The following is a 25,892-nucleotide window of genomic DNA, read 5'->3' as shown; positions in this document are numbered from 1 at the left end:
CACTGTTGCCACGGCGTTGAACGTTACTTGTTTTTGACTGGTCGTTGCCAGTTGGCTACGGTCCGAGACTTTGCCCTAGTGATTACTAACTCACCTTCTGAGACGTTTGATGTCAGGGTTGTGCCTGCGCCGATAGTCGCACCCTTACCAATGGTCACTGGGGCAACTAATTGCGAATCAGAGCCAACAAATACGTCATCTTCAATAATGGTTTTGTGTTTATTGGCGCCATCATAGTTACAAGTGATGGTGCCTGCGCCAATGTTCACGCCATTGCCAATTTCGCTATCGCCCAAGTAAGTCAGATGGTTGGCTTTTGAGCCATTGCCCAGACGAGCATTTTTCATTTCAACAAAGTTGCCGACATGAGCGTCGTCAGCCAGTACCGCACCAGGGCGCAATCGAGCAAATGGCCCCAAGGTGCATTTGGCGCCGACGGTAGCGGATTCAACAATGGAGTTGGGGCGGATCAGGGTATTTTCACCAATGCTGCAATCGGTTAGCACACAGTTGGCCCCTACTTTGACGCCGTCGGCCAGCGTCACCTTGCCTTCAAACACCACATTGACGTCAATTTCAACGTCTTGGCCAACGGTTAGCTCGCCACGGACATCAATACGGGCCGGATCGCGCAGCAGCGCACCGGCGCGCATCAGCTGTTCGGCCTGTAAGCGCTGGTATTCGCGCTCCAGATTGGCTAACTGCACCTTATCATTGACCCCTTCCACCTCGGCCTCAGTAGCTGGGTGAGCAGCGACAATACTGCGCCCTTCTGATGCCGCCATGGCAATAATGTCTGTGAGGTAGTATTCGCCTTGGGCGTTATTGTTGTCGAGGTTGCTCAGCCAGCGTTTGAGGTTGCCGGCATCAGCGCACAAAATGCCGGTATTACACTCATTGATCAGCAATTGCTCTGGTGCGGCATCTTTTTGTTCGATAATGCCAACGACCTGATCGTTATCATCACGAATAATTCGACCATACCCCGTTGGATTGGCCAGCTTCACCGTGAGCAAGCCAATGCCTCCTTCGGGCTGAGAGTCGACCAACGCGTTGAGAGTGGCGGTGCTGGTTAACGGCACATCGCCGTAAAGCACCAACACTTTATCATTGTCATCAATAGCCGGTAGGGCTTGATCAACGGCATGGCCGGTACCCAACTGTTGCGCTTGCTCGGCCCACTGCAAATCGCGCTCGGCGAGCGCTTGTTTGACCAAGTCACCGCCATGACCATAAACCAGATGGATATTGCTGGCTCCGACTTCGCTGGCAGCATCAATCACATGTTCAACTAATGATTGGTGAGCCAGGGTATGTAGCACTTTAGGAAGACGGGAACGCATGCGGGTGCCTTTGCCGGCAGCCAGAATGACAACACTCAGAGCCATGGGAAATCCTTGTAAATTAGCGTGATAAACGCCGAAACCGTGTGTGGTGAAAATGGTAATGCATCGCCGCTAGGATGCAATATTAATTATCTTAGACCGCTATGATGAGGCCGGGTTCGGCGGTGTCTTGATTTGCGATTTGCGTCGAGATGGCAGTTCAAACACAGTCAGGCGGTTACGCCCGGCCGATTTAGCCCGATACATGGCTTCATCGGCATCAGCCAACATCCGATCCAAACCGTAGCCAGACAGACGATTGTCACTGATACCAAAGCTGGCACTAATGATTGCTTCAAAGCCCGGCGAGCCAGCATCAATGGCATTGATGGTCTGCCGGTACTTCTCTGCCACTTCTTGCGCCCGCTTGTGATCACAGCCTAACAACAGCAAACAAAACTCTTCGCCACCAATGCGAGCAAACAGATCGTTGCGACGGGTCAGTTTCTGGCAGCTTTTGGCGACTTGCTGCAATACCCAGTCACCGCGAGCATGGCCGTAGGTATCATTAATGTTCTTAAAGTGGTCAAGGTCAAACAGCACCATGCTGACCGCTTGTTTGTTGTCTTCGGCATAACTCAGCGCGCGCTCGGCCAAGCGGGTGAAGTGACCACGGTTATGAATTGAGGTTAATGAGTCAAAGGCTGCCAGTTGTTTGAGTTTGTTCTGAGTTGCCCGGCTGCGATACAAAAACATTCCCAGCAGTAACAGCGCGACACAAAGCGCGGCGATAAATTGACGATCATTCGCCCGCTGCGCCTCAAACAATTGTTCTTGGGTCTTTAGTAGTTCGTTTTTGTCATTGAGTGCTTGAATTTCACTCTCTTTTTCGGCGATTTGCTGCTGAGCCAGTTGATAAGCCAAACGCTTTGAGGTGGCATTACTCAGGTGGCGCTCGCGCAACTGCAAATGCTGGCGCATTAATGCCAATGCTTGCTCTGCATTCCCTTGTTGTTGGCGAATATCGGCCAATAACAAATAGCCGTCGGCTAACTTTGCCAAGTTTACATCTGCTTCGGTTAGCGTTGTTAAACGCTCAAGCATGGCTTCAGCCTGACCAACTTGGTTGAGTTGCAAATAGGCGCTCGCTAGCAGGTAATGTATTTCAATAAAGTTGAGTAACGTATCTGACTGCTCAAACTCTGCGAGGTGAGGCTCCAATAGCTCGACAATTGCTTTAGGTTGTTGATCGAGCAAGTATCGCTCTGAAGCAATAAGTTTGGCTGGAAGAGATAATAGCGCCATCTCAGAGCAAACTTTTAAAGTAGTCTCTAAAAGAGCGCTATCGCCCCTTGGCAAGTCGAGGTGGTTTGATGCGTTGATCAAAAACATACCGGCAGCACAACCGAGGCGGCCGCTGAGATTTAGTTCAACAAGCTTCTTAGCGTATTGATAGCCCAGTTCGTATTGTTCAATGTGGTTGAAAAATTGAGCGATAACAGCAAGTGCATAGTGGTTCAGGTTGTTGGATTCTGATACCCGGCTGACCAGTTTAGTTAATCTATTCGCAGCGGCAAGCCCATTGGGCCAGTCTGCTGTTGCGGTGTAGACGTTGACCAAGGAAATATTAACTAAGATTGCAACGTCAATTGAGCGAGTTTGGGTTGCAAGAGATGCCAAACTTGGTTCAGCCTCGGCAAAGCGACCATGGAGTGTGAGGTAATAGCCTTGTAAATATGCAAGGTAGCTGGCTTGAGCGCCGACCAATGGCCGAGATTCCAACTCAGCAATCATGGCTGCCAAGTGCTCTATGTTTGACGAGCGCAAAGCGACCGCTGAATCAATCAGCTCAGGAGTCGAAATGGTACTGAAGTCTTGTTGCTCTGCCTTTGCGATAGCCGAACTGCTGAGTAACAGCACTAACAAGTACCAGCTTTTTGCAAATTTACTAATCAAATGCATGCCTTTTTGACGGGCCTAGCCCATCGTAATCGCTTACTTTGAGCGATTCTTTGTCGGCGGATCAAACTAGCAACAAAAAACGACGAATGAAATAGATTGTATACAACTTATGATCAAAGTCGTATCGAGTTGACTGAACAGGCTAGAAGTTAGCCTAAGGTGGCTGGAGAACCGTCAGGTTTTAGCAGGGAAGTTTGCTCAGCGGCAGGATTGTAAAGCGACACAGTGTTGCGGCCACTCGATTTAGAGCAGTACAGGGCTTCATCAGCATCAGCTAGGATGCGGTCGAGTTCATAGCCAGATAACACATTGTCACTAACACCAAAGCTGCCACTCACTTTAAAATCAAAGCCGGACTCTTTGGTGACAATGGCATTGATCGCTCGGCGACACTTTTCGGCAACATCCAGTGCGGTATGGCTGTCACAGCCGAGCAGTAAGAAACAAAACTCTTCACCACCAACGCGAGCAAACACGTCATTTTTACGTGTTAGCTCCTGACAAACGGTGGCTACTTGTTTTAACACCCAGTCACCACAGGCATGGCCATAAGTGTCATTAATCTTCTTAAACAAATCCAAGTCAAACAGCACAATACTGGCGGATTGCTTGCTGTCTTTGGCAAAGCCTAAAGCACTTTTAGCTAATTGAGTAAAATGACCACGGTTATAAACACCAGTTAACGAATCAAATTCGGCCAATTGTTTCAAACGTAATTGGTTTTGCCGCGCTTTGTATAAATAAGCTATTAAAAGAATTAAGCAGGTGCCCAGCAACATGATAAATAATTGCTGATTTTCTTTTTCTGACTCTGTTAGTTGTTGCTCTAATTTTAGTAGACTGTTTTGGTCTGCAAGTGACTTATTTTCTCTAGCTATTTCGTTAACTTTGTGTTCTGCTAAGCGCAGAGAATAGTTTCTGACTTCTATTTCGTTGAGGTATTTATTGTTTATGTCGGTGTACTTTTTATAGTATTCGAGAGCTTCTCTAAAGTTTAATCTGTGGGTGTTTATCTCATAAAGGCTATAGTAGGCAGATATCATTGGTAATAATGTCGTGCGCTCTAATTTATACTCAATAGATTTTTTTGCGTACACTTCAGCACTATCAAAATCGCCAGTTGCAATGTATGCTTCGGCAATTGTTGCGTATAAATCTGGCTCGAGTAAATCTGCACCAAAGCTGTCAAGGTTGTCGAGTAAAAAGTGTGCTTCTGAAATTACATATTGCGGCTTTTTCTTCGACTCAGAATGGTAGTAATTCGACTTTATGAGATTTGCAATATACTGTTCGCCTGAACGATGGCATATTTCAACACCAGCTTCGAAAAGTTGTGGTGCACTAATTCCTAATCTTAGATTGCTTTCAAGTGCCAGCTGATGCCAGCTGCACTTGTTTCTGCCGTTTAGAGTTTTTGTATCTACAGTTTTAAGATGTTCAAGAGCTGCCTCGTATTTACCTGACTGCACGTAGAAAAAAGGAATAAACAAATTTGCAGTATCATGTAGATCTTTCTTGTCAATGTTGTCGATATTAGTAGAGATAAATAGCAGGCTTTCTAAGCCAGTTTCCCACGATCTGGCATAAAGAGATGCGGTACCTAACAGCAAATGCGTACTAATAAGTAGGTCTATATTTTTACTTTTTGAAATTATATTTCTGCCTATTTCAATTGTTTTCTCTATATTCCCATTAAAGAAAACGCTATAAGCGTGGAAATATAACAGCTCCAACCGTTGCTCTTTAGTTAATTGATTTTCTATTGTTTTTAAATAGCCTAGCTTTTTATTAAACTTGTTTGTGTCGGCACTTTTTAAAGTATAAAGCTCCTCAATTACTTCTTGTGCATTAATTGCATTTGAAGCAAAAGTTGGTAAGGGAAAAAACAAAGTTAGTGCTAATTGTATTAGAACTAACTTTGCTAAGAAGTAGAGACTAGTCACAATGATGCTAGGCTGCTTTAAGGTTCTTTTCTTCTGTATTATCGCCTTCAGACTCATCATCATCATCAGCAGGTAATACCAAAATACACTTTGAACTATCGAGATTTAAAGTTTCTTCGAGAACCTCTTGGGTTAGTTCATTAGCAACACCTGTTTGCTGAGTGTCGGTATCTTCATCGGCCACAACGACAATAAAGTTCATAGGCTGATTATGAGTACGAATTTGCTCTGCTAAGTCAGCTTTCGCTGCTTTTAGAGCTTCTGGAGTTTGTAAATTAGCGTCTTGGCCCAATTTTTCTAACATATCGATAATGGTCGACATAAATTCAATCCTTCTTATGCTGGGTTTAATTGAGTTTCTTCTTCTAATTTGGCCAGTTTGGCCAAAATCGGTTCGTTGCGCTGCATTGGCTGGCAAGCCGGTACCACCATAGTGGTATGTTGTGACAACTCTGCCTGCGGCAATTCGCGCAATGGAATACGGTCAATGCGGGTATCATCAATGGGCAGTACGGGCGCTTCATAAAGAATGACTTTATGATCGAGTGGGTAATACTCGGCAAGCATATCGACCAGAATCTGAAGTTTGGCGCTATCGGTGGAAAACTTACTTAGGCTGCGATCACCAGTTATGCCTACCTGCCATAAAATCAGCAAGGCGGCGGGGTCTAGCTGGCGCTGGTAAAACATAAACTGGCTGGTTTCATATTGAATGCAGCCGGTTTTGCCTGGGTCTAAGCCTAAATCAGCGACTAAACAATCTTCGGCAGAAATGCCCGGTAGCATACGGGCGTCAAAACCTTCTTTTCTAACCCATTCAATGGCTTTATGGGGTACCAAAGCAAAAACGCCGGGGTGGCCATAAAAGGCGCCGACTACTTTTTTGCCAGCACGAACTTCTGCCAACATGGCCTCGGCCATTTCATTGTAGGTTTTATTTCGGTTCTTACCTTCAGAATAGAAGGACTGGAGACTTTGGCAATTGGCATTCATTTCACCAATCCAAGCTTCGACAAGGCTGTTTGACACCAAGACAAAGACTTTGTCAGCTTGCTCAATATAGCTGCGGCTAAGCGGGCAAATATGCGCGCCCAGCATCATGCCTGTGCCAACGCAAACAAGACTCCCTGACATTTTTTCCACTCCCTGTAGCAAAGACACAAAACTAACAATTTTTGAGCAATGTTAAAACTGTTTCGTTACGAAAGATGGGGTATTTGTTGCTTTATTGACCTTGTGTTTCAATTTCCCATCGTTGCGCGTTGTCATTTGCACTTTGCAATTGGTACCCGGCTTTACCGAAGCAATGTTGCATTGCGCGATTATCGGGGTGGCAAAAGCCCACTAGGTGTTCTAATCCCAAGGTTTTGGAAGTAACAACCGACGCTGCAGTCAATGCTTCTGTTGCGTAGCCGCAGCCCCAAGCATCAGGCTTTAGCAATACTCCCAAACACGTTCGTTTGTTTGGCCAGTCCAATTGATAAAAGGCTAAAAGCCCAATGGCTGTATTTGATTGATTGTGGTGAACGCCCCACATAAGCGTTTTTGGGGGGCTCTGTTGTTGTTGGTTGAGGGCAAAATGAAATGATCGCAGTGCTTTATCAGCTGCCCAGACTTTGTCGTTGTAGCGCATTACGTTAGGGTTTGTATGGAGACCAACGTAAAGACGTTGATCTACCTTGGATAATCTACGCAGCGTTAAACGATGAGTGCTGAGACAGGATGTTTCGAGCAGAGCACTTGCGATCATTTGTTAGGGCTTATACTGCCCAGCCACCCTCGCCGGTGCCATCTTCATCTGGAGTGAGCACAATCATATTCATTGGCTTCACAAGGTTCTGACAAGTGGCCATGAATTGTTCTTTCATTGCTGCCAGCGTATCTGCGTTTTGGTTTGATGCGTTAGCACCGAGTTGTTCAAGAGTGGCTACCCAACTAGACATAATACTTCCCTTACTACTTACTAAATCGTGTTAGTGGTGGTCAAAAAATGAGCGGCCCATGATAGTCGTTAACAAAAAATGATCAAGCCTAAATCGGCACTTTTTATTGCGTTGACTCAAAGTAAGTGCTAACTGGCGGGAGCAAATCGAATCACACCCAGCTCATGTTCTGCTCGGTCGAAAACTACATAGTAGTCATTGAGTAGCGGCAGACCTATTAGACTTTGGTTGGGCCAATTGGGTAACTGACTCATAATCTTAAACACTGCTTTACCCGGCTCTGGGCTATTCAATTGCCAGTAATCACTGGGCTTGCAGGTCAATACTTGTTCGCCGCCGTCACTGTCAAAATGGAAGTGTAAATCAGGCCAGTCGCTAAGATTAATTTTGTTGGCATCAATACCGGTTGCCATATAGTTGGTGTCTTTAAATGGCTCAATTAAGGCGTTGAATTCTTCTGATACCGCAGCGAAGCCTTGTTTCATGTGCTCAAACAAATCATGGGTCAGGGCGAGCACTGAGCAACCAGTGTCGACAATGGCATTGGTAAAGTAATTGTGTTCATGGGCTTGATCGATTGGCGCTGCTGCCACCGGCGCGCCGCTACCCACCTGAAATTTATTGAGTACCACGTTGTAGTAACAATCGTGTTTCACATCAATGGTTTGAAACTCACCCTGATACAGCTCGGTATGCTCTTCGCCGCCGCCAAGGATTAAATAGCCTTGGTTGAGCGGGTCGGATTTTAATGATTCGTCATCGGCTTTGGCGTCGGTGACATGAACGCTGGATCGTTTGCTGTAAAACGACCACTTGTTGGCAGTTAGCCCTAGTTCTTCCATTTGGGTGAAATAAGGCAACAAGTCTTTTTCTGGCTGCTGCCAAAGGAATTTTTTGAACTGCTTGAGATCGTCACTATTAAAATGCGCATTGCCCATTTCAACACAGTTGGGTGTGCCAAATGGCCATGGATAGGTATGTGGCGGCTCAACATTATGATGATCGAGATAGTGGGCTAGATCATAGCTCTTATTGAGGTGGCGATAAGCCAAACCCAAAATGCCGTTGGCTTTGCCAAAGGTTTTGTTTTGGTTTTCATTGGAGATGAGCGCGACGGGGCAATTGTCCATGGTAATGGCGTCATGGGCATGTTCAACCGTGACTTGAGTATTGATGACCGGGCCGTCCCAGCCGCCGATACCGTAGGTGATTTCCTGTGCTAAGGTGGTTGGCTCTAGCAGGGTATCGCCGGTGGCATGGTAGCAAGCTTGGTTCATGACTAAGGTTGAGCTGCCGCTATCAAGAATCAAGTTGACTGGGCTTTGCTCGCTGCCAATGTGCAACGTGGCGGTGTAGTCACCAAAGGCATACACATTGGTGATCGGCAGTTTGATGGTTTTTGGCTGGGCCATGGTGTTGCTTCCTTGTCCTGCTACTCGGCGTTTGGCTGCCAAATATCCTACTGTGGCTGGGCTGGCAGTACAAACAGTTCGTCTGAGTTGCATCGTTGGCAAAGTTAGGTATGAACTTCTGACGAAGACCTTCCGCAGCAGGGAAGCTGCGGCAGAGTCTACAGGGAAGTATTTACGACGTGTCTGAGTTGGAAGTTGATTCCTAGCTTTCTTTACTCGGTGTGTAATCGGCAGCAACTCGCTACCTCTTTGAAGTACTGTGGGCTGCTCGGTTACTCCAATCCCAAGAAGCCGCCGGATTGGTGCTGCCATAGGCGGGCGTAGGTGCCATTTTGGGCCAGCAGTTGCTGGTGGCTGCCCTGCTCTATGATGCGCCCTTCATCAAGCACAATTAAGCGATCAAGCGCGGCGATGGTTGATAATCGGTGAGCAATAGCTATTACCGTCTTACCTGCCATCAATTCATTGAGACTCCGCTGAATTGCCATTTCCACTTCCGAGTCCAATGCCGACGTGGCCTCATCGAGCACCAGAATTGGCGCGTCTTTGAGCAGCACTCGGGCAATGGCGATGCGTTGACGCTGACCGCCAGATAACTTCACCCCACGCTCACCCACCATGGCATCGTAGCCATGGCGACCTTTGTTATCTTCCAGAGTCAGAATGAATTCTTCAGCTTCAGCGCGACAAGCCGCCTCTTTGAGTTGCGCGTCGCTGGCATCAGGGCGGCCGAACAAGATGTTTTCCCGAACTGAGCGGTGCAGCAACGAGGTATCTTGCGTCACCATGCCAATATGGCCGCGCAGGCTATCTTGCTCCACCCGCTGAATGGCCTGATCGTCTATCAGAATTTGGCCTGAGTTTGGATCGTAAAAGCGCAGCAGCAAGTTCACCAAGGTTGACTTACCAGCGCCAGAACGGCCGACTAAACCAATTTTCTCACCCGGTTGAATGGTCAGGTTCAAGTCGTTGAAAATGGTTTTGTCGCCATAGCTAAAGTTGATATCGCGAAACTCAATTTTACCTTGCGGCACCGCCAGTGGTTTGGCGTCGGCGCTGTCTTTAATCGTTACCGGCTGCGATAAGGTATTCATGCCGTCTTGGACGGTGCCGATATTCTCGAACAGTGACGCCACCTCCCACATGATCCATACCGACATGCCTTGCAAACGCAGCGACAGTGCCAGCGCTACGGCAATGGCGCCGGTGGTAATGTCGCCCATGGACCACAGGTAAATCGCCACCGCGGCAATAATGACCAACAAGCTGTAGTTGATCAGAGCAACGGCAAAATCCAACTTGGTGACCAAACGCATTTGCGGGTAAACAGTGCCAAGGAAGGTTTTCATGGTGCCTTTGGCGTAATCGGATTCACGCCGAGCATGGGAAAACAGCTTAACGGTGTTGATGTTGGTGTAACTGTCGACCACCGCGCCGGTCATGGTGGCGCGGGCATCGGCTTGTTGCTCTGATACTCGTTTGAGCTTGGGCAAAAAGTGCCGCAGCACCAAAACGTAGGCCAGCAACCACAGCAATAAGGGCGCCGCAAGGCGTAAGTCAGCAGCAGCCACCAAGCCCACCATAGAGAAAAAGTACACGCTGACGTAAAGCATGACGTCGAGCACTTTCATCACGGTTTCGCGCACCGCCAGTGCGGTTTGCATGACTTTGGTCGATAGCCGGCCTGCTAAGTCATTCTGGTAGAACTCCATACTTTGCTGGAGCAAAAAGTTGTGTGCCAGCCAACGGATCCGCATGGGGTAGTTACCCAGCAGGGTTTGGTGCTTGATGGTGGAGCCGAGTAATTCCAGTAGCGGGATGCCGATGGCGACCAGCACGCCAATGACAATCAGTTTCCAGCCATGCTGGTCAATGATGGCGCTTGGCTCAACAGTGGTGAGCCAGTCGACCAGCACACCAACCAGGCCAAACAAGCTCGCTTCGATGATGGCAATAATGGCGGTGAACAGCGACATCAACAGTAAAAAGCGCCCTGCACCTCGGGTGTAGTAGCGGCAGAATTGCCACAATCCAGTTGGTGGCGGGGTGTCGAGCTGATCGGGAAATGGCTCAATCAGGCGCTCAAAAAAACGGAACATTCAGACGGACTCGTTACCGGTTGTCGGATAAAGGGCGTTCATAATACCAGAAGGTATTTAAATTGGCGGAAATCAATAGTGGGCAGAAGTAGTTGTAGCACGTCCCTCAGGTTCAGCGACGCTACTTCAGCAATCCCCAAGAGGCGATGGACTGGCTGCACCAAGACTGATGTTTCACATGAAACAACGGTTTGAGGTGAAACTTGGTTCCGCCGTTCAATGCATTAGCCGTACGCCAATGCGGTGTAATGCCGATTGGCAAAGTACTCAGTTCAAACTCAGACACGTCGTGAATACTTCCATGTAGACTCTACCGCAGCTTCCCTGCTGCGGAAGGTCTTCGTTCAAACCGAGATCTTCACCAATCTAGGTATGGAGCATCCGCAGAACTTATTGAAGAGGAGCGATTGTTCCTGCAGCAAGCTTCTGCCGCAGGGATGCGGCAGTAGAGCCATCATGGGACAAATTAACTAATTTGTCGCGAAGGCAGGAAGCCGAAGCGGGACTTTGCCGAGGGCAGGAGCCCGGCAGCAAAGATTTTACGGCATCTTGTGAAAGGAATTATTGTTCCTCTTGTATCCCTACGTTCTATGCGCTGGCGGCCATCGGCAGCAAGTTGCAACGAAGAAGTGTTGATTGGTGAAGTTACGAAGGTCTTCGTTCAAACTGAGTACTTCACCAATCTAGATCGAGTTCATCGTCTGAGCTTATGGCAAGTATTCGTGCTTGACCCAGTCGACTTCCATTTCCCAGTACGGTACGTGCATCTTGCCGTCGTTGATTTTGGCAAAGTTGAGAATCGCGAAGAAAGGTTCTGGCAAGGCGCTGGCTTCACCTTTGAGGCGGTAAACTTCAACATCATCAAGGCGGAAGATAATATCGCCACCAAGCCACTCCACTGAATAATCGTGGAACTCATCCAAGTTGGCCTCTTGTACCAGCATTTGCGCTTGCCAGTCGCCGCCATCGCAATGGCCTAGGCTCTTAATTGTGCGCGCAGCGTAATGGTTTGGGCCACCGTCGCTGTGGTGCTCAAAAATGTCCAGTTCACCTGAGCCAACCATTGGCCAGCACACTGTTTCATCTGCTTCTTGTACCGGCGGCTCATTGTTTTGCGCGCCAAGTAACCACCAAGCTGGGAACATACCGTTCTGGCCGCTGTTTGGCACCCGCAAACGCGCCGTCCACTTGCCGCCAACAAATTCCTTCAGGTTTTTAGAGGCGATTCGGCCAGCAACATACTGAGTGTCTGGGTGTTGTTTGCCATCTTTGGCTATGTTGTCACATGGCTTTTTGACGCCTAAATCGACGACTCGCAGCTTCAAGGTACCGTTGCTAACTTCGCGAGTGTTGTGGGCGCCGTCTCTGACATAGCACTGATCTTCATTGTTAACCCACAGGATTTGGTCCTGCCAATTGGCGGGATCAAAGGTGTCAAAGTCATCAAAAAAATCCACTTTCCATTCGACTTGCTGGTCATCGGCTGTGGCTGGATTAGCCTCAGCAGCCAACACATTGGCGGCAAACATGGCGGTGGGAATGAGCGCCAAAGAAAGTAGTTGCTTCATACAAACTCCAGGATGTTGATTTCGTTGTTACCGGGAAAAGTTGCGCAAATACTAGGTTTTCGCCGGTTTCTCGGCGTCTGTTTACAGGTTTTTAAGCCGAACTTGAGGAAAACTGTGAGCTAGGTCTGCTGATCTGGCCGATTTTAACGATCGGCCGATAGTTGCTTTTTCCGGTAAGCCGACGGAGTCATGCCCTCGCTTTTACGAAAGAAACTGTAGAACACTGATTTGCTGTTAAAGCCAACGTCATAAAAGATGTCGGTGATGGCCTTGTTGGGTTGTTCTACCAAAGTGCGCTTAGCATCTTCTATTCGATAGTGATTGATGAACTCATAGAAGTTCATTTGGAAGTGATGGTTAAGGGTCACTGATAGCACTTTCGGGCTAATGGCCAATGCCGTGGCAAGGCTGTCGATGGTGATCTCTGAATCAAGGTAGGGTTGTTCGGAGCGCATGTAGTGTTCGATACGCTCAACCTCGCCGCCCTTGTCACTGCTGAAGTCGGCCTGATTGCTGCTGGCTTCCCCAGCCTCAGGCAGCTGGATTTGCTCGACCCAAGGGCCGCGGGCAATGGTATAGGTCAGTAGCGCCAACAGCAGAATAAACGTCAGGTGGTAAATCGACACGCCAATGTCGCTAAGAACACTGATTTCGATAGGCTCAAACAAGTTGATAATCTTCACCGCCGCTAACAGTGAATCGCCGGCAAACACCACCACAAAGCCAACCACCAGAGTATGAAGCCAAGTGAGGTTGACCGCAGTTAAGTCGGCCTTGGTTTCTTTTTGTTGCTCGCGGTAGCGGGCAATCAGCAGCAAACAGCCAACGGCGTAAGCGACACGACCAAGCTTAATCAGCAAATCGGTGGTTACGTAATGCCACGAAATGGTCAGGCTAAAGTCGTTAATCATGCTGTGCTTGGTAGCGCTGCTGTGGCTGTAGTAAACCGTCACCATGTAGATGAGATAACCGATCACCGGTAAGGCGTGAATGAGCTGCGCCCTGCCAACTTTGAAATCGCGATAGAGCAAGGTTTTGGCAAATAAGAACAGCAACACGCCGTCGACTAAATAGCCAAAACTGCCGATAAAAAACAGATTGCTTGAGGCGTCAAGAATGGTGTAGCGGAATTGCAGCCCGTAGTAGCTTAACTCGTGCCATGCGATCAGCGTGTGTGCCAACAAAAAGCCCACCAAAAAAGGTGTGCTGGGATGCTTTTGGCGTTGCGCTAGATAAAACAAACCCGCCAGTACGGCACATAGTAATGCCGTCATTGCTAGGGTCAGATCGTGCAGGTTGAAAAGGACTTTATCCATCGGCTGGAGATGGTACTTGATGTTTGTTGGCGAATCCAAGAATTCAAAAGCAATCGCGATCCGCCGCAGAAAAAACTGTTGTAAACGGCTCTGTTTGTATATTTTATGGCTGAGGGCTTGAGTATGGCGGAGAACATGCCAAGTCCCCCCACAACCAAATCACTCGCAAATTATAAAACTGGAGAGTGCCAGACCCATGTGCTGTTGGGCTGGTGTGACATAAAACATAAAAGCGAGAAAACAAATGAAAATGAGAGGATTACGTTGGTGGGTGGTCGGTCTTATTGCCGTTGCCGCTGTCATCAACTATATCGACAGACAAACGTTGGCAGTACTGTGGCCAACCATTGCTGCCGATCTGTATCCTGATAAAACCATTGATGAGCGTAATGAAATCTATGGTCTGATCAGTACTATCTTCATCCTAGCCTATGCCTTTGGTCAGGCGATTTTCGGCAAAATCCTCGATTGGGTCGGAACTCGCATCGGATTTGCTTTATCCATTGGCTTTTGGTCGTTTGCGACCGTTCTGCATGCCTTTGCCAAGGGTGTTACATCATTCAGTATTCTCCGAGTTGTACTCGGCGTGGCTGAGGCTGGTAACTGGCCCGGAGCTGCCAAGGGCAATGCGGAGTGGTTTCCTGCCAAGCAGCGGGCGTTGGCACAGGGCATATTTAACGCTGGTGCCTCGTTTGGTGGCTTAGTGTCTATTCCCATTATCGGCTATTTGGCCTTGGTCATGAGCTGGCAAATGATCTTTATTGTGGTCGGCTTGATTGGCTTCTTGTGGTTGGTGCCATGGCTGGTTTTGGTCAAAGCGCCGCCGGAAAAGCACCCGTGGATCACCAAAGAAGAGCGAGAGTTTATTCTCTCAGGGCAGTTATCGAGCAGCGAGTCTGCCGATAAACCAGTGGATGCCTACAACCCGTCCACCGCGGAGCTGCTCAGTCGCAAGCAAAGCTGGGGGGTGATTATTGCCTCCGCGGCGATTGATCCGATTTGGTGGCTGTTTGTGGTTTGGATTCCGATTTACCTCAGCACCAGTTTTGGTATGGACGTTGGTGAAATTGCTCGCTTTGGCTGGGTGCCATTTGTGGGGGCTATGGTTGGTGCCCTGTTCGGAGGCTTTGTGTCGCAAAGCTTGATGAAGCGCGAATGGAGCGTCAATGCCGTGCGTAAGTTGGTGATCACCTTTGGTGGCGTGATCATGCTGGTTTGTTTGCTGGCACTAGCGAAACCAGCATCACCGCTCATTGCTGTGCTGATCATGGCAGGCGTACTGTTTGGTTTTCAGATTGCTATTAGCAGCGTGCAAACCTTGCCTGCCGATATGTTTGGCGGCAAGACAGTCGGTACCTTAGCTGGCTTTGCTGGCATGGCAGCTAAGTTTGCTGCAGCTGGCGTGACCTTCATTATTCCGGCCATTACCGCTGGCGGTAACTTTGCCCCAGCTTTTGTCTTTGGAGCTGGCTTGGCGATCACCGCGCTGTTAGCGATTTGGTTACTGTGTCCGAAAATTGAGCCGCTGAAACCGAAAAACTAGCCAATACCATTTCATTTAGACCTTACCTCAAGGCGCTGGAAGTTGATTCTGGCGCCTTTTTTGACTTCAACCTCACCTGCCTTGCGTCATTTTGTGGTGCGCTGCTAGCGATCAAGATCACGAACTCGAACATTGCTAAATAGCCATCAAACCCTTGCTAGATAAGGGTTGTTCGACTGAGCGACAAGCAATCGAACGGTAAATTTGGCTGCCCGACTTGGAGTCAGACTACAGTTTCTAGAGTCACTGGCAGCATCAGCTGCAACTAACCCAATGACATACTCGAATGCAGAGGACGAATTGTGAAAACAGTTGCCCCCAAAAAGCTTGTCGCAGCCATTTCTGCCGCTCTGGCCGTTGGTGTATTGAGCGCTTGTAGCCAAACCACCAGCAATCACTATGAACTATCAAAAACCAGTGAAATCATTGTTACCAGTGAAGCGGGTGACGTGCAGGCATTGAAACCCAATGTGGTGTTTGCTGATCAGGCGCAATCAGCGCAAGCGGTGATCACCATTAGCCCTGAGATTAAGAAGCAAACCATTGTTGGTATTGGCTCTTCATTTACTGAATCGTCAGCATTTGTACTCGCGCATTTAGAGCCGCAACAGCGCGCCGAGGTGATGCAAAATGTTTACGGCGAAGAGGGTGCCAACTTCAGTTTGACTCGCTCACCCATTGGCGCCACCGACTTCTCGGTTGAGGGCCAGTGGTCTTATGCCGATGTTGAAGGGGATGTCAGCCTCAAACACTTCTCGATTGAGGAAGACAAAAACGGCTTTAGCAAAGCGAAGTATCCAAACATCAAAGATGAGAGCTTTGATGTGTTGCCAATGATTCAGGAAGCCTTGGCCATTAAAGCCAAGCAGGATGATTCGGATCTGCGCATTATTTCATCGGCTTGGACCGCGCCATCATGGATGAAAGACATCGATACTTGGTACATTCGGCCAACGCCAGAAAACGGTTATGAAGGCACTGGTGGCGAGTTGAAGCCTGAGTACGTGAGCACCTACACCGATTACCTGCTGAAATACCTCGATGCATACCAAGCCGAAGGGATTGATATTTGGGCCATCACACCGGTCAATGAGCCTGCGGGCAATAGTGGTCAGTGGGAAAGCATGCACTTTACCCCAGAAACCCAGCGCGACTTTATTAAAGACCACTTGGGCCCGACATTGGCGGCAAGTAGCCACAAAGACGTCAATGTGCTGATTTACGATCAAAACCGCGATCACCTCGAAGATTGGACCGATACCATTTTGGGGGATCCAGACACCGCGCAATATGTTTATGGTACTGCCGTGCATTGGTACAGCAGCACTTACAAAGTGTATGAAGAAGCCCTTGAACGCGTTGCCACCAAATTCCCGGGCTACGGCATCATCAACACCGAAGCGACCATCGATGACTTAGGCAAGCCTGCACCGGGTGGCGTGACCGACCCGGAAAACTTCCAGGAAAGCGATTGGTTTGCCAATGACTCGTTCTGGTGGAACGACACGGCAACGGACTGGGCTTACTCTGCTGAGTGGGCTCCCAATGCCGAAGATCATCCGATTTATACCCCGGTTCACCGCTATGCCCGCAACATCATTGTCAGCCTTGATCATTGGATGGAAGGCTGGGTTGACTGGAACATTGTGCTTGACCACAACGGTGGCCCGAACCATGTCGGTAACTTCTGCGGTGCGCCGATTATGATCGACACCAATACAGGTGAGATTTACTACACCCCAGTGTTCCATGTGTTGAGCCAATTCAGCCGTACCATTCGCCCAGGTGACGTAGCGGTTCAAACCAGCATTGACCGTGGCCAGTTGGGTGATGATGACTTGCATACCAGCGCCACCTTGTCGGCCGACAACTTGTTGAGTGTGCAGTTGTTGAATACCACCAAGAAGCCGATTGATTACGCACTAAAAATTGGTGAGCAAACCGCCAATATCACCATTGATGCCAACGCTGTACAAACGGTAAGAGTGCAGCTGTAACGCACACTCTCCCCCCTTATCGTTCAATCTTTTGCCCGGCCTAAGCGCCGGGCTTTTTTTCGAACAATGATTCAATGGTGAGCGCTTTGCTTAAAGAAAAAGCCCCTTGACAGATTGCTTCTGCTCGGCTTAAACGGCCGTTAAAGCAATCGAGCGCCAGCAACAACGAACGTTGGTTGGCTCTGAGCCAGCAATCGTTATCGATGAATTCGCCTTGGTTTAGTGGTTTCTGAGCCAACACCACAGGCTCAAAACGCCACGGGTGGCCTGGCTGGTAATAACCATTGAGCGTTAAGGAGCCGCTTGCCGTTGCCATATCAAACTGGTGATGAATGCCGGGTTTACCGCCGACTTTAAAATCGATATCGATGCTGGTGTCGCCACAACGCAGTCGTAGTTCAATCTGATCGCGGTCGATGCGTCGCTGTTCGAGTGTCGGTGGTCCGAGCCAGTGAATCAGCCAAGACAGGGGGTGACTGGTGACCTCAAAAAACCATTGCACGGCATCAAAGTTGAAGCCTGAGAGATTGACGCTGGATTGCAATTGGATATGTGTTGGGATCAGATGTTGCGCCATGACACAGCGTGCCGAATCAAGCTGGTTAAAGGCGTAGTTAATCAACACGCGATCGGCCCAAGCAGGCAAATCTGCTGGGTTGCCATAGGGACCAACGACGGGTTTCTCGCAAAAGATATGGCTGTTGGGGAACGCTTGGATGACCGCTGCATGGGTTACTGCGGGCGTTGCCACGATGACCAAATCGGGCTGGCCGATTTGCTCTAGCTGATCGGTGACCATCGCAATTTGATGATCGGTTGCGACTTGCTTGGCTCGTGGCAAATCTTTGCTGACCAAGGCGGTGATAGTAATCCCTTGGGATTGCAAGGTGGGGAGATGAACCAAGCCCCAATGGGTGCCGATGATGGCTGCAGTTTCAATGCTGCTCATAAGGTACGGGCTGCGATCACTATGATGCGAGCGCCGTCAGGCCCAGCTTGAACAAAGTGCGATTCGCCGGGACGAATCAAATGGGCATCGCCTGGGTTAAGCTGCAGCTGCAGTTGCTCATCGGCGCGATGCAATTCAATGTTGAGCTGACCTTCCAGCAAATAATAGATTTCTTCTGTTTGTTGGTGCTGATGCAAGCCGATGGTGGCGTGGGGAGCGAGCTTGCTGTCCATCATCAATTCGATGCTGCTGGCAAGTAGCCCTTCGGCTTTGCCTTTTTCTTCATTAAACACCCAAGTGCCAAGGGTTTCGCCCTGCCCTTGCTGTGCCAATGGCGCTTGCGGATTGTGGTGCGCAGGCTGATAGCGAACCGTGGCCATGTTGGCGCTTTGCTTAAAGCTACCATCGGTTGTACCTGCATAAGTGGGCGCATCGGTTTGATGGTATTGCTCGGCACTGAGCACCCGACGTTTAGCCATTACTCGGTGATCTCCAAGCGATTGCCATCAGGGTCGAGGACACAACTCTCGTAGTAGCCATCGCCGGTTCGGTCCAAATAGCAATGTGCTCAATTTTCATCAATTACGACCTAAGTAGCCTTCTAACACGTTGTTCCATTCCGAAGCGGTGATCACGGTCAGAATCTCTTGATTAATGGTTTCGCGCTCCGGCGCTCCCGGTGGTAGGGCAATACCGTAGTCTTGGCGTACCAGAATGTTCGGTAATACACGCAGCTCTTCGTTGAACTCATTGGTCACCATGTATTGCAAGATTGGCAAATCATAGACCACCGCAGCGGCTTTGCCATCGGCCAAGGCCGCTAACGCATCTTCGATAGTCGCGACTGTTTGGTGGCGAATGAGCTTTTCTTTTAGCAACTGGTCACTGGTACTTTCGGCGACGGTAATCACGCGCTTGTTGTACAGATCATCGAGGCTGGTAATCGACTGGCCCAACTGGGTGACGGTGAGCGATGTGGCAATTGCGGCGGTGAAACCAGAAATAATGATGATACTGGCGAACATCCAAATCAACGCAATAATGCGGCCGCTGGTGGTTTGTGGCGCTTTGTCGCCGTAGCCCACCGTGGTCATGGTGACCGCCGACCACCAAAGGCCAGCGCCGATGCCGCGCATTGGATTATCTGAAAACTGACTGTTGTGGCGGCGCTCTGCTAGCCAGACCAAAATACCAATCACCGAAAGGACCAATAACAAGGCGCCAACAGCTTGTAAAAAGTCGCCAGAGACAAAACGCTTAACTGCCGCCATGATGCTGACTTGCTCACTTTGAGCTACCGCAATACCTAGGCCTGACGTCAGGTAGGGATGGGTAAAATCGAGCCGTCTTTCGCGATCGGCGGTGATGGTCAGCGCTGCGGCAGCGGCATCGACACTGTTGGTTTCAGTGGCGTCGAGCATTTCATCAATGCTCATATCAACGAATTCAATACGGTGCTGCTTGGCATCCGCTACTCGTTTGACCAATTCGATGGTGATGCCCTGCCAGCCTTGCTCCGTTTGAATACTAAATGGCGGCGCGTGGCGGGTGGCAATTCGGTAGACTTTATCGCTGGCTGGTTGTGCTTCCGCTTCTTCAGCAACAGCCGTATTGATTGCCGCCATGAGCATTAGCAAAAGCGCTGCAATGACCACTGTTGCGAGTGAATTGTGGAGCACACTAAAGGTTTGTTTTGGAGTCACTTCGATCACCTTATCCCTGGGAGTTAGCTGGAGTATAGAGCTAACTCGGTGTGATATTAAGTGACTCCTTTTTAAAACTTATTGTGGCTCTGATTGGTGGTAGACCTTGAGCCTGTTGAGGGCGCTGAAATACTGCTTCGGGGTATCGTTAAAGGCGTCAGGCTCAATTCCGCCAGCGTAGCCAATAATCCGAATGGCGTTGGTTTCTACCGTGGCGAAGGTGATCGTATGGTCGATAAAACTACCTTTCAACCACTGACTGTTGGCAAAGTTCATTGCTGGCGATATTGCTATGTTCGGTACCGTTTGCCACTGGCCTTGCGAGTTAAGGTATTGCACATCAAGCGACAACAACCAACCGCCGAACTCGTTTGGGTTGCCAGGGTTAACCAGTAGGGTGTTAATCCGCTGTGGTTGTGACCAACGATAACCGTAGTAATCGACTTTGGGCGTGGAATCAGTGCTTTTATTGTAAATGGTCTGTCGGTGATCTGGTTGACGCAGCAGCTCAGCTTGTTCGGCACTGACCGAGCCGCTGACGATCACCTCATCGGCTTGCAGCGCTAAGTCCGCAGGCATGATGGTAAGTTGGTAGTTCTGCTTGACCTGTTGCCCTGCTCGGCGAAGGGCGACAGTAAATTGATAGTTACCAGTGACTTTGGCTTTACCGACGACCTTAGTGCCGTTCAGTGACAGTCCGTTGGGTAGCTGGCCAAAGATCAGTGATAGCTGAGCGTCATGGCCCAGCTGTGGCTGAATATCGAACTCAAAGGGTTGGCCCAGCTCGGCGTTGAGCGTCGGTGCGGTTGGCAACTCAAGTGGCGCATTAAAGGCGCCCTTGGTGTTGATCAGGTAATAATCGCCATTGGCGTCTGATTTGCGCTCGCCCCCTGTTGCCAGAATAATTTTCTCGCCTTGAGTAGCGGTGCGGTTGGCGATATCGCGCAAGGAAGCATCGGGCAAATCATAACGGCTGACATTGATATAACGGTCATTGAACGGTAATTGCCAGTCGGCGTCTTCGAGTGGGAATAGCAGATCCTTTGGCAAGGCTTTAGTGCCGCCAATTATTCCCAGCAAGCCACTCATGGTGGCGGCTTGGTTGTCGGCATCAAAGCCCAAGCCGCTGGCAATATCTAGGGTCAGTTGGAAATCGCCTTGGCCATACAACAGCGCCAGAATGGCACAGGCGCCATTGAGATTGGCATCAACTACGGTCCAAGCGCCACGGTTGTAATCGAACTCTTTGAAGTAATGGCTGGCCATTTGTTGGCGTGCGGCTTGCCAGTCGTTCGGGTGCTGCTGATATAGCTGCTTCATGTGTTCGACGATGGCGGCAAAGCGGCCATTTGGGGGCAGCGCAGCAGTGCCAATATCAATCAGTTTGTTGATGTCACTTTCAAAAAACGCCGCGGCATACATGGCGGCATAGTGCACTGTTGGCTCAATACCAAAGTCGTCATTGGTAATGCGTGCCGCCCACGCTGACTTGGCAGTGGCGTAGTCCAGCATACCGGGCGCTGTCACTGCCCATATCTCGTTGACCAACTGCGGGTCGATTTGAAACCAGTTGGGGTTGTAGCGCTTGTTGCCTGTTAGCGGCGGACTATAACCGGCATGCATTAGTGTTAGTGCGTTGCGGTTGGCTACCCAAACCTTGTCGCGCACGTGATGCTTCCAAGCTTCGGCGAGCTGCGCGTAACTCGGCTCAATTCCATGTTGTTCCATTTGCAGTAGGTACATGTATTCGATGTCGGTGTCGTCATCAGAAAATGCGCCATTGACTTGCTCCACTCGCTCAAGCGACGGTCCAAAACCATATGGAAACTGGTTAGGGCCGGGTTGGTCAATAAAACGAAACTCATAAGAGAGACCGTAGATATTGCCAATGATCTGGCCGAGCCAAGCGGCGTAGACTTTGTCCTGATATTCGGCAACGGCTAGCTTCTGCTGGTGCTCGGGTTGCGCTAGCACGGGAGAAGGAATGATATAGCTCAGCGCAAGTGCGCCAAGGCTGAGCAAGGCGACTGGTGATGTGTTTAGCATGAGGGCTCCAACAGGTGCTCGTTGTCGCTATTTTTTCATGCTTATGTCAGCTTTCAAGAAAGGCCTTACATAAGTTGGTGTTTGATCACCTTGTTGCTAATGGGTTAATTACGCTGGCAATCAGCCAACAAAAAACGGCTCCCGAGGGAGCCGTTTCAACGAACGTGTTGACTAACTATTTTGCTGCGGACGACTATGGCGTCGGCGTCAGAACCACGTTGCGAACATCGAATGAAGCATCTTCACCAACACCTTCCATCACGAATGGGTTGATGACACTTGCTGCATTACCAATACCTGATGGGTCGATGCTGTTGCGGCGCTCAAGCAAGTCGCTCAGCAAGATTGAATAGCTGTGCCATTCGCCATCGTCGATCAAGCCAGTTGATGTTTCAGATAGCGGCATATCACTCACGTTTGGCCAGCCGCTGTCGATTTTAACCAGCAGGTCTGATGCGCCACCAAGGTTGTTGATCTTGACATCAAAGGTCAGGTACCAGCTGGTTTGAGCTGACAGATCCAAAGCTTCTGGAGCGACGAAGTAGACGTTACCGCCACCTGCGAAGTCAACGTCCAGAATGCCTTCTGCAGTGATCACCCAAGAGTCTTCAGCGTCGGCATTAAAGCCATTTAGGTCGAAGCCATCGGCCAGCGTTGCGCCCAGCCAAACCATAGGTTCGCCGCCTGAGCCACCGTTGTCACCGCCGTTTGAACCTTCTTTGAACAAGCGGATGTCACGAACATCGATTGACAAATCAGCACCGCCAACACCTTCAAACACGATTGGGTTGAGGATTGATGTCGGGATTGCTTGGCCGCTGCCGTTGACTCGGTTGGTGCCGTCGAGCAACTCGCTGACGCTGATAGTGTATGTGTGCCACTCGCCATCGTCTTGCAGGCCAGTTGACGTTTCCGCCAGTTTGATATCACTTACTGCAGGCCAGCCACTGTCGAACTTAACATAAACATCTTCGTTGGTGCCTAAGCTGTTCACTTTCAGGTCGAAGACCAGATCCCAAGTCAGGTACTCGGTGTAGTCCAGCGCATCAGCCGATTCTAGGTAAGCATTACCGGCACCATTGATACGAACTTGCAGTACGCCATCAACAATCGCGTTGTTGTCTGGGTTGTCAGCACCGTCATAGCCGTTGAGAGTCAGACCTTCAGCTGGACCATTGGCGTCTAGCATGACGAACTCACCACCTGGATCGTTACCGTCGCCTACTTTGTCAGCACCGGTGAATTCAACGTTATCCATGCGATAGATTGCGCCTTGACCTTGGCCCCAAGTTGGGAACAACATCACCACATCAATACCGTTGTGGTCGAGACCACTCAAGCTGTTCAATGGAATGCTGTAGTGGACCCAGGTATCCAGCTCTGCCGGTGGCGTGATGGTAACTTCGCCATCGGTACCGCCGCCTTGGCTACCGCCGTTTTGTTCAACTTTAACGTACCAGTTGGTTGGGCCTGCTAGTGGTTGGCGAACAATCTTGAGGTCAAACTCAAGGGCACCAACATCTTTGATTGGCGAGGCATCAAATGGTTTGCTTTCATCAGCAATGCGGGTGTTGAAGCCTGCCACTTGGTTGCCGACAATGTTGAATTCAACCGCTTTACCGTAGTCGCCATCTTCATCATCCACGATCGCTGGATCAGACTGAGCATCAGCCCACGCTGGCCAGTTTGGATTTGCTTCTTCGTCGAAGATAGTTAGGTCTTCAGGAATACCAGATGATGGTGGCACTGGAGCAGGCGCTGCGCCTTCAATTAGGGTGCCGCCCTCTTCAACAGGGAAGTGGTAGCCAAAGTCCAAGGTGCCACAGCCGGTACCGTCTAAGGAAGCGGTTTCACACTTGTAGACACGAACATAGTCAATTTCATAGGCGTTATCAGCATGGAATGCTGTTGGGTCGACACCGCCTTGGTTGACATTTTCAGGCCAGCTGCCGCCAACGGCAAAGTTCAACAGGATGTGGAAGTCCTGATCGAATGGACGTGAATCCCAAACGATTTCGCCATCGATTTCAGTGAACCAGCCTTTGTGGATAAGGCCAACTGCGTCGCCAGAGGTGTTGTACTCCACTTCTGATTGGCGCTGAGTGACATAGTGAACGCCATCAACGTACCAACGAATTTCGCCTTCTTCCCACTCAATTGCGTAGGTGTGGAAGTCATCAGCAGGGGTGCTGCCATCAGGCAATAGGTAAGATTTACCGCTGTTTTCGTTACCTGGCCATGGCTTACCGTAGTGCAAGGTGCCGTGAATGGTTGATTCAACACCGCCGTCAGCTAATGGCACGCCAATGTTGACGGTTTCCATAATGTCGATTTCGCCAGACGTTGGCCAGCCACCGTAGACATAGTCGGTTGGTAGCATCCACGCCGCAGGCCAAGAGCCTTGACCAGTCGGTACTTTGGCGCGAATTTCAACGCGACCGTAAGTGAAGTCAACTTTGTTGATGGTGCGTAAACGAGCGGAGGTATATTCTTTGCCGCCGTCTAAGCCTTCTGCTGGTAGCGCAACGATTTTCAGTACGCCGTTCTCGATGTAGGAGTTTGCTGCGTCATCGGTGTAGCACTGACGCTCTTGGTTGCCGCCACCGCTACAGTTGACTTCGTGCTCCCAGTTATTCATGTCGATGGCATTGCCATCAAATTCGTCTGCCCAAGCTAGTGTCCATCCGCCCGGCTCTATCATTGGGGGTTCGTCAACTTTTTTGGTGACATTATCACTGCCACCACAGCCTGATAAACCGACGGATACCGCTACTGCTAGCGGTAATAAATGAATGGTTTTCATCCGTATCTCCGTGTGATTCTTTTCAATCGTTGCTCGAAATTGGGTGTGTTTCGCGCTGCTGTCATGTAATCGACTATTTGCTGTTATGCTGCATTTATGTAAGCGCTTACGTAGAGCATATTCTGCTACCCCGCCTTTGATCACGGGCCGTTCACGGTTTGTTCGATCTGGATCGCAGTGGAAGTTACAGAATTGAGATCTAGCTCACGTAAGCGCTTACATGGGTTTCATGTGGCGCATGAAAAAGGCAGCCTGAGCTGCCTTTTCAAATCAGTTATTGGGTTGCTGGGGGCTTACTAGAGTGACGTTGAATCAACTTGGGCGAAAAGTAGTTGTTATAGGTCAACTTGGTTTTGCCATAGGCATTTTTCAACACCCAGCGTGCTGCCATTTTACCCATTTCGTTAATTGGGAATTCGACAGTTGTGAGCGATGGACTCAGCAGCCGGGCATAGTGAACGTTATCGAAACCGACAATCGATAGCTCATCTGGAATGCGAATGCCCTTTTGCATGGCACTAATCATGGCACCAGAAGCCATTTCATCATTGGCGCATGCCAACGCAGTGAACTTGCGGCCGCTATTGAGTAGTTGCAATAGGCCACTGCTACCACCCGCTTCGCGGTAATCGGATTCAAATATCAGCCCAGGATCGAGGTCAATACCCGCTTCTTCGAGCGCTTGTTTGTGGCCGGCGAAGCGATCTTCGGCGTCGTGTTTCCACAACGGCCCAGAAATATATGCGATATCGCGGTGACCTTGATCGATTAACAACTTGGTGGCGAGGTAACCACCGAGTTGGTTATCAAGGGTGATACATTGTGACTCTAGGGTTTTGGTCGAGCGGTTGAGCATGACAAACGGGGTGTCTCGCTTGGAGAGCTCAACCAAGTATTCATCGGTAAGCGTTTCGGCCAACAGAATGAGTGCATCGCAGCCACGACCGATGAGAAATTCAACCCCATCTTTTTCGGTATCTTCATCATCGTGACCGGCAGCGATAATTACGTGCTTACCGGCTTTGCGCAGTTCTGATTCAACGCCGGCCATCACCGGGCCGTAGAACGGACCGTCAAGCTCGGCAACCAAAACACCGACGCTGTCGCTGCGATTTAGTGCCAAGGATTGCGCTGCTGAATTGGGGCGATAATCGAGCTCCTTCATCGCGTCCAATACTTTTTGCTTGGTTGCATCCGTTACGTAAGCATTCTGGTTCATCACTCGGGACACTGTTGCCAGTGATACGCCAGCGAGTTTAGATACTTCGTATATCGTAGCCATG

Annotated in this window: 19 protein-coding genes; 2 read left to right on the top strand and 17 right to left on the bottom strand. The window is 49.6% G+C overall.

Annotated elements, in window-relative coordinates:
* Positions 1-23: 23 nt before the first annotated feature.
* The 11 genes from glmU to CBE68_RS01640 all read right to left on the bottom strand — a co-directional run bounded on the left by glmU (position 24) and on the right by CBE68_RS01640 (position 13,568).
* Positions 24-1,388 carry a bifunctional UDP-N-acetylglucosamine diphosphorylase/glucosamine-1-phosphate N-acetyltransferase GlmU gene (gene glmU / locus CBE68_RS01690; protein ID WP_087504328.1) on the bottom strand — a complete coding sequence of 455 codons (1,365 nt, stop codon included), beginning with the start codon at positions 1,386-1,388 and terminating at the stop codon, positions 24-26.
* A 99-nt stretch (positions 1,389-1,487) separates the two neighbouring features.
* Positions 1,488-3,281, bottom strand: a complete 1,794-nt coding sequence (locus tag CBE68_RS01685; RefSeq protein WP_158100466.1) for a sensor domain-containing diguanylate cyclase — start codon at positions 3,279-3,281, stop codon at positions 1,488-1,490.
* Between the two features lie 155 nt (positions 3,282-3,436).
* On the bottom strand, positions 3,437-5,230 hold the full coding sequence (locus tag CBE68_RS01680; RefSeq protein WP_158100465.1) for a GGDEF domain-containing protein: 1,794 nt from the start codon (positions 5,228-5,230) through the stop codon (positions 3,437-3,439).
* Between the two features lie 7 nt (positions 5,231-5,237).
* Positions 5,238-5,552 (bottom strand): hypothetical protein, encoded by a 315-nt coding sequence (locus tag CBE68_RS01675; RefSeq protein ID WP_087504325.1) that lies wholly within the window; start codon positions 5,550-5,552, stop codon positions 5,238-5,240.
* A gap of 14 nt (positions 5,553-5,566) precedes the next feature.
* Positions 5,567-6,364: an SAM-dependent methyltransferase gene (locus tag CBE68_RS01670; RefSeq protein ID WP_087504324.1), complete on the bottom strand. Its 798-nt coding sequence runs from the start codon at positions 6,362-6,364 to the stop codon at positions 5,567-5,569.
* A gap of 91 nt (positions 6,365-6,455) precedes the next feature.
* Positions 6,456-6,980 carry a GNAT family N-acetyltransferase gene (locus CBE68_RS19045; RefSeq protein ID WP_087504323.1) on the bottom strand — a complete coding sequence of 175 codons (525 nt, stop codon included), beginning with the start codon at positions 6,978-6,980 and terminating at the stop codon, positions 6,456-6,458.
* Between the two features lie 10 nt (positions 6,981-6,990).
* Complete coding sequence (locus tag CBE68_RS01660) at positions 6,991-7,173, bottom strand: hypothetical protein (protein ID WP_087504322.1); 183 nt, start codon at positions 7,171-7,173, stop codon at positions 6,991-6,993.
* 128 nt (positions 7,174-7,301) lie between these two features.
* Entirely contained in the window at positions 7,302-8,585 is a 1,284-nt protein-coding gene (locus CBE68_RS01655) for a pepsin-like aspartic protease (protein WP_158100464.1), read from the bottom strand.
* Between the two features lie 272 nt (positions 8,586-8,857).
* On the bottom strand, positions 8,858-10,684 hold the full coding sequence (locus tag CBE68_RS01650) for an ABC transporter ATP-binding protein (protein ID WP_087504320.1): 1,827 nt from the start codon (positions 10,682-10,684) through the stop codon (positions 8,858-8,860).
* A 707-nt stretch (positions 10,685-11,391) separates the two neighbouring features.
* Positions 11,392-12,252: a glycoside hydrolase family 16 protein gene (locus CBE68_RS01645; protein WP_087504319.1), complete on the bottom strand. Its 861-nt coding sequence runs from the start codon at positions 12,250-12,252 to the stop codon at positions 11,392-11,394.
* A gap of 143 nt (positions 12,253-12,395) precedes the next feature.
* Entirely contained in the window at positions 12,396-13,568 is a 1,173-nt protein-coding gene (locus CBE68_RS01640; protein WP_143824453.1) for a helix-turn-helix domain-containing protein, read from the bottom strand.
* A gap of 244 nt (positions 13,569-13,812) precedes the next feature.
* Here CBE68_RS01640 and CBE68_RS01635 point away from each other — a divergent pair, with 244 nt between their 5' ends.
* Both CBE68_RS01635 and CBE68_RS01630 read left to right on the top strand, forming a co-directional pair.
* Positions 13,813-15,111 carry an MFS transporter gene (locus CBE68_RS01635; protein ID WP_087504317.1) on the top strand — a complete coding sequence of 433 codons (1,299 nt, stop codon included), beginning with the start codon at positions 13,813-13,815 and terminating at the stop codon, positions 15,109-15,111.
* 302 nt (positions 15,112-15,413) lie between these two features.
* Positions 15,414-17,108 (top strand): glycoside hydrolase family 30 protein, encoded by a 1,695-nt coding sequence (locus CBE68_RS01630; RefSeq protein ID WP_229744602.1) that lies wholly within the window; start codon positions 15,414-15,416, stop codon positions 17,106-17,108.
* Between the two features lie 40 nt (positions 17,109-17,148).
* On the opposite strand, the gene CBE68_RS01625 is transcribed toward CBE68_RS01630, so the two are convergent.
* The 6 genes from CBE68_RS01625 to CBE68_RS01595 all read right to left on the bottom strand — a co-directional run bounded on the left by CBE68_RS01625 (position 17,149) and on the right by CBE68_RS01595 (position 25,891).
* Complete coding sequence (locus CBE68_RS01625; protein WP_087504315.1) at positions 17,149-18,057, bottom strand: Gfo/Idh/MocA family oxidoreductase; 909 nt, start codon at positions 18,055-18,057, stop codon at positions 17,149-17,151.
* Positions 18,054-18,536: a cupin domain-containing protein gene (locus CBE68_RS01620; RefSeq protein WP_087504314.1), complete on the bottom strand. Its 483-nt coding sequence runs from the start codon at positions 18,534-18,536 to the stop codon at positions 18,054-18,056. Before CBE68_RS01620 ends, CBE68_RS01625 begins: the two co-directional genes overlap by 4 nt.
* 99 nt (positions 18,537-18,635) lie before the next feature.
* The gene (locus CBE68_RS01610) at positions 18,636-19,760 is read right to left on the bottom strand and encodes a transporter substrate-binding domain-containing protein (RefSeq protein WP_143824452.1); all 1,125 of its coding nucleotides are present in this window, start codon (positions 19,758-19,760) and stop codon (positions 18,636-18,638) included.
* Positions 19,761-19,838: 78 nt separating this feature from the next.
* Positions 19,839-21,806 carry an ADP-ribosylglycohydrolase family protein gene (locus CBE68_RS01605; RefSeq protein ID WP_087504312.1) on the bottom strand — a complete coding sequence of 656 codons (1,968 nt, stop codon included), beginning with the start codon at positions 21,804-21,806 and terminating at the stop codon, positions 19,839-19,841.
* A 193-nt stretch (positions 21,807-21,999) separates the two neighbouring features.
* Positions 22,000-24,609 (bottom strand): glycoside hydrolase family 16 protein, encoded by a 2,610-nt coding sequence (locus CBE68_RS01600; RefSeq protein WP_087504311.1) that lies wholly within the window; start codon positions 24,607-24,609, stop codon positions 22,000-22,002.
* Between the two features lie 274 nt (positions 24,610-24,883).
* Positions 24,884-25,891, bottom strand: coding sequence for a LacI family DNA-binding transcriptional regulator (locus tag CBE68_RS01595; RefSeq protein ID WP_087504310.1), 1,008 nt, complete (start codon positions 25,889-25,891; stop codon positions 24,884-24,886).
* Position 25,892: the final 1 nt, after the last annotated feature.

It is taken from the genome of Neiella marina (assembly GCF_002165625.1).
Classification (GTDB): Bacteria; Pseudomonadota; Gammaproteobacteria; order Enterobacterales; family Neiellaceae; genus Neiella; species Neiella marina.
The sequence above is the reverse complement of the archived record's forward strand: the minus strand, read 5'-3'. Positions and strand labels throughout refer to the sequence as shown.

Excerpts from the sequence above, each read along its gene's own strand:
- glmU (WP_087504328.1), bottom strand. The coding sequence starts at position 1,388 with ATGGCTCTGAGTGTTGTCATTCTGGCTGCCGGCAAAGGCACCCGCATG.
- CBE68_RS01675 (WP_087504325.1), bottom strand. The coding sequence starts at position 5,552 with ATGTCGACCATTATCGATATGTTAGAAAAATTGGGCCAAGACGCTAAT.
- CBE68_RS01670 (WP_087504324.1), bottom strand. The coding sequence starts at position 6,364 with ATGTCAGGGAGTCTTGTTTGCGTTGGCACAGGCATGATGCTGGGCGCG.
- CBE68_RS19045 (WP_087504323.1), bottom strand. The coding sequence starts at position 6,980 with ATGATCGCAAGTGCTCTGCTCGAAACATCCTGTCTCAGCACTCATCGT.
- CBE68_RS01660 (WP_087504322.1), bottom strand. The coding sequence starts at position 7,173 with ATGTCTAGTTGGGTAGCCACTCTTGAACAACTCGGTGCTAACGCATCA.
- CBE68_RS01655 (WP_158100464.1), bottom strand. The coding sequence starts at position 8,585 with ATGGCCCAGCCAAAAACCATCAAACTGCCGATCACCAATGTGTATGCC.
- CBE68_RS01650 (WP_087504320.1), bottom strand. The coding sequence starts at position 10,684 with ATGTTCCGTTTTTTTGAGCGCCTGATTGAGCCATTTCCCGATCAGCTC.
- CBE68_RS01645 (WP_087504319.1), bottom strand. The coding sequence starts at position 12,252 with ATGAAGCAACTACTTTCTTTGGCGCTCATTCCCACCGCCATGTTTGCC.
- CBE68_RS01640 (WP_143824453.1), bottom strand. The coding sequence starts at position 13,568 with ATGGATAAAGTCCTTTTCAACCTGCACGATCTGACCCTAGCAATGACG.
- CBE68_RS01635 (WP_087504317.1), top strand. The coding sequence starts at position 13,813 with ATGAAAATGAGAGGATTACGTTGGTGGGTGGTCGGTCTTATTGCCGTT.
- CBE68_RS01625 (WP_087504315.1), bottom strand. The coding sequence starts at position 18,057 with ATGAGCAGCATTGAAACTGCAGCCATCATCGGCACCCATTGGGGCTTG.
- CBE68_RS01620 (WP_087504314.1), bottom strand. The coding sequence starts at position 18,536 with ATGGCTAAACGTCGGGTGCTCAGTGCCGAGCAATACCATCAAACCGAT.
- CBE68_RS01605 (WP_087504312.1), bottom strand. The coding sequence starts at position 21,806 with ATGCTAAACACATCACCAGTCGCCTTGCTCAGCCTTGGCGCACTTGCG.
- CBE68_RS01600 (WP_087504311.1), bottom strand. The coding sequence starts at position 24,609 with ATGAAAACCATTCATTTATTACCGCTAGCAGTAGCGGTATCCGTCGGT.
- CBE68_RS01595 (WP_087504310.1), bottom strand. The coding sequence starts at position 25,891 with ATGGCTACGATATACGAAGTATCTAAACTCGCTGGCGTATCACTGGCA.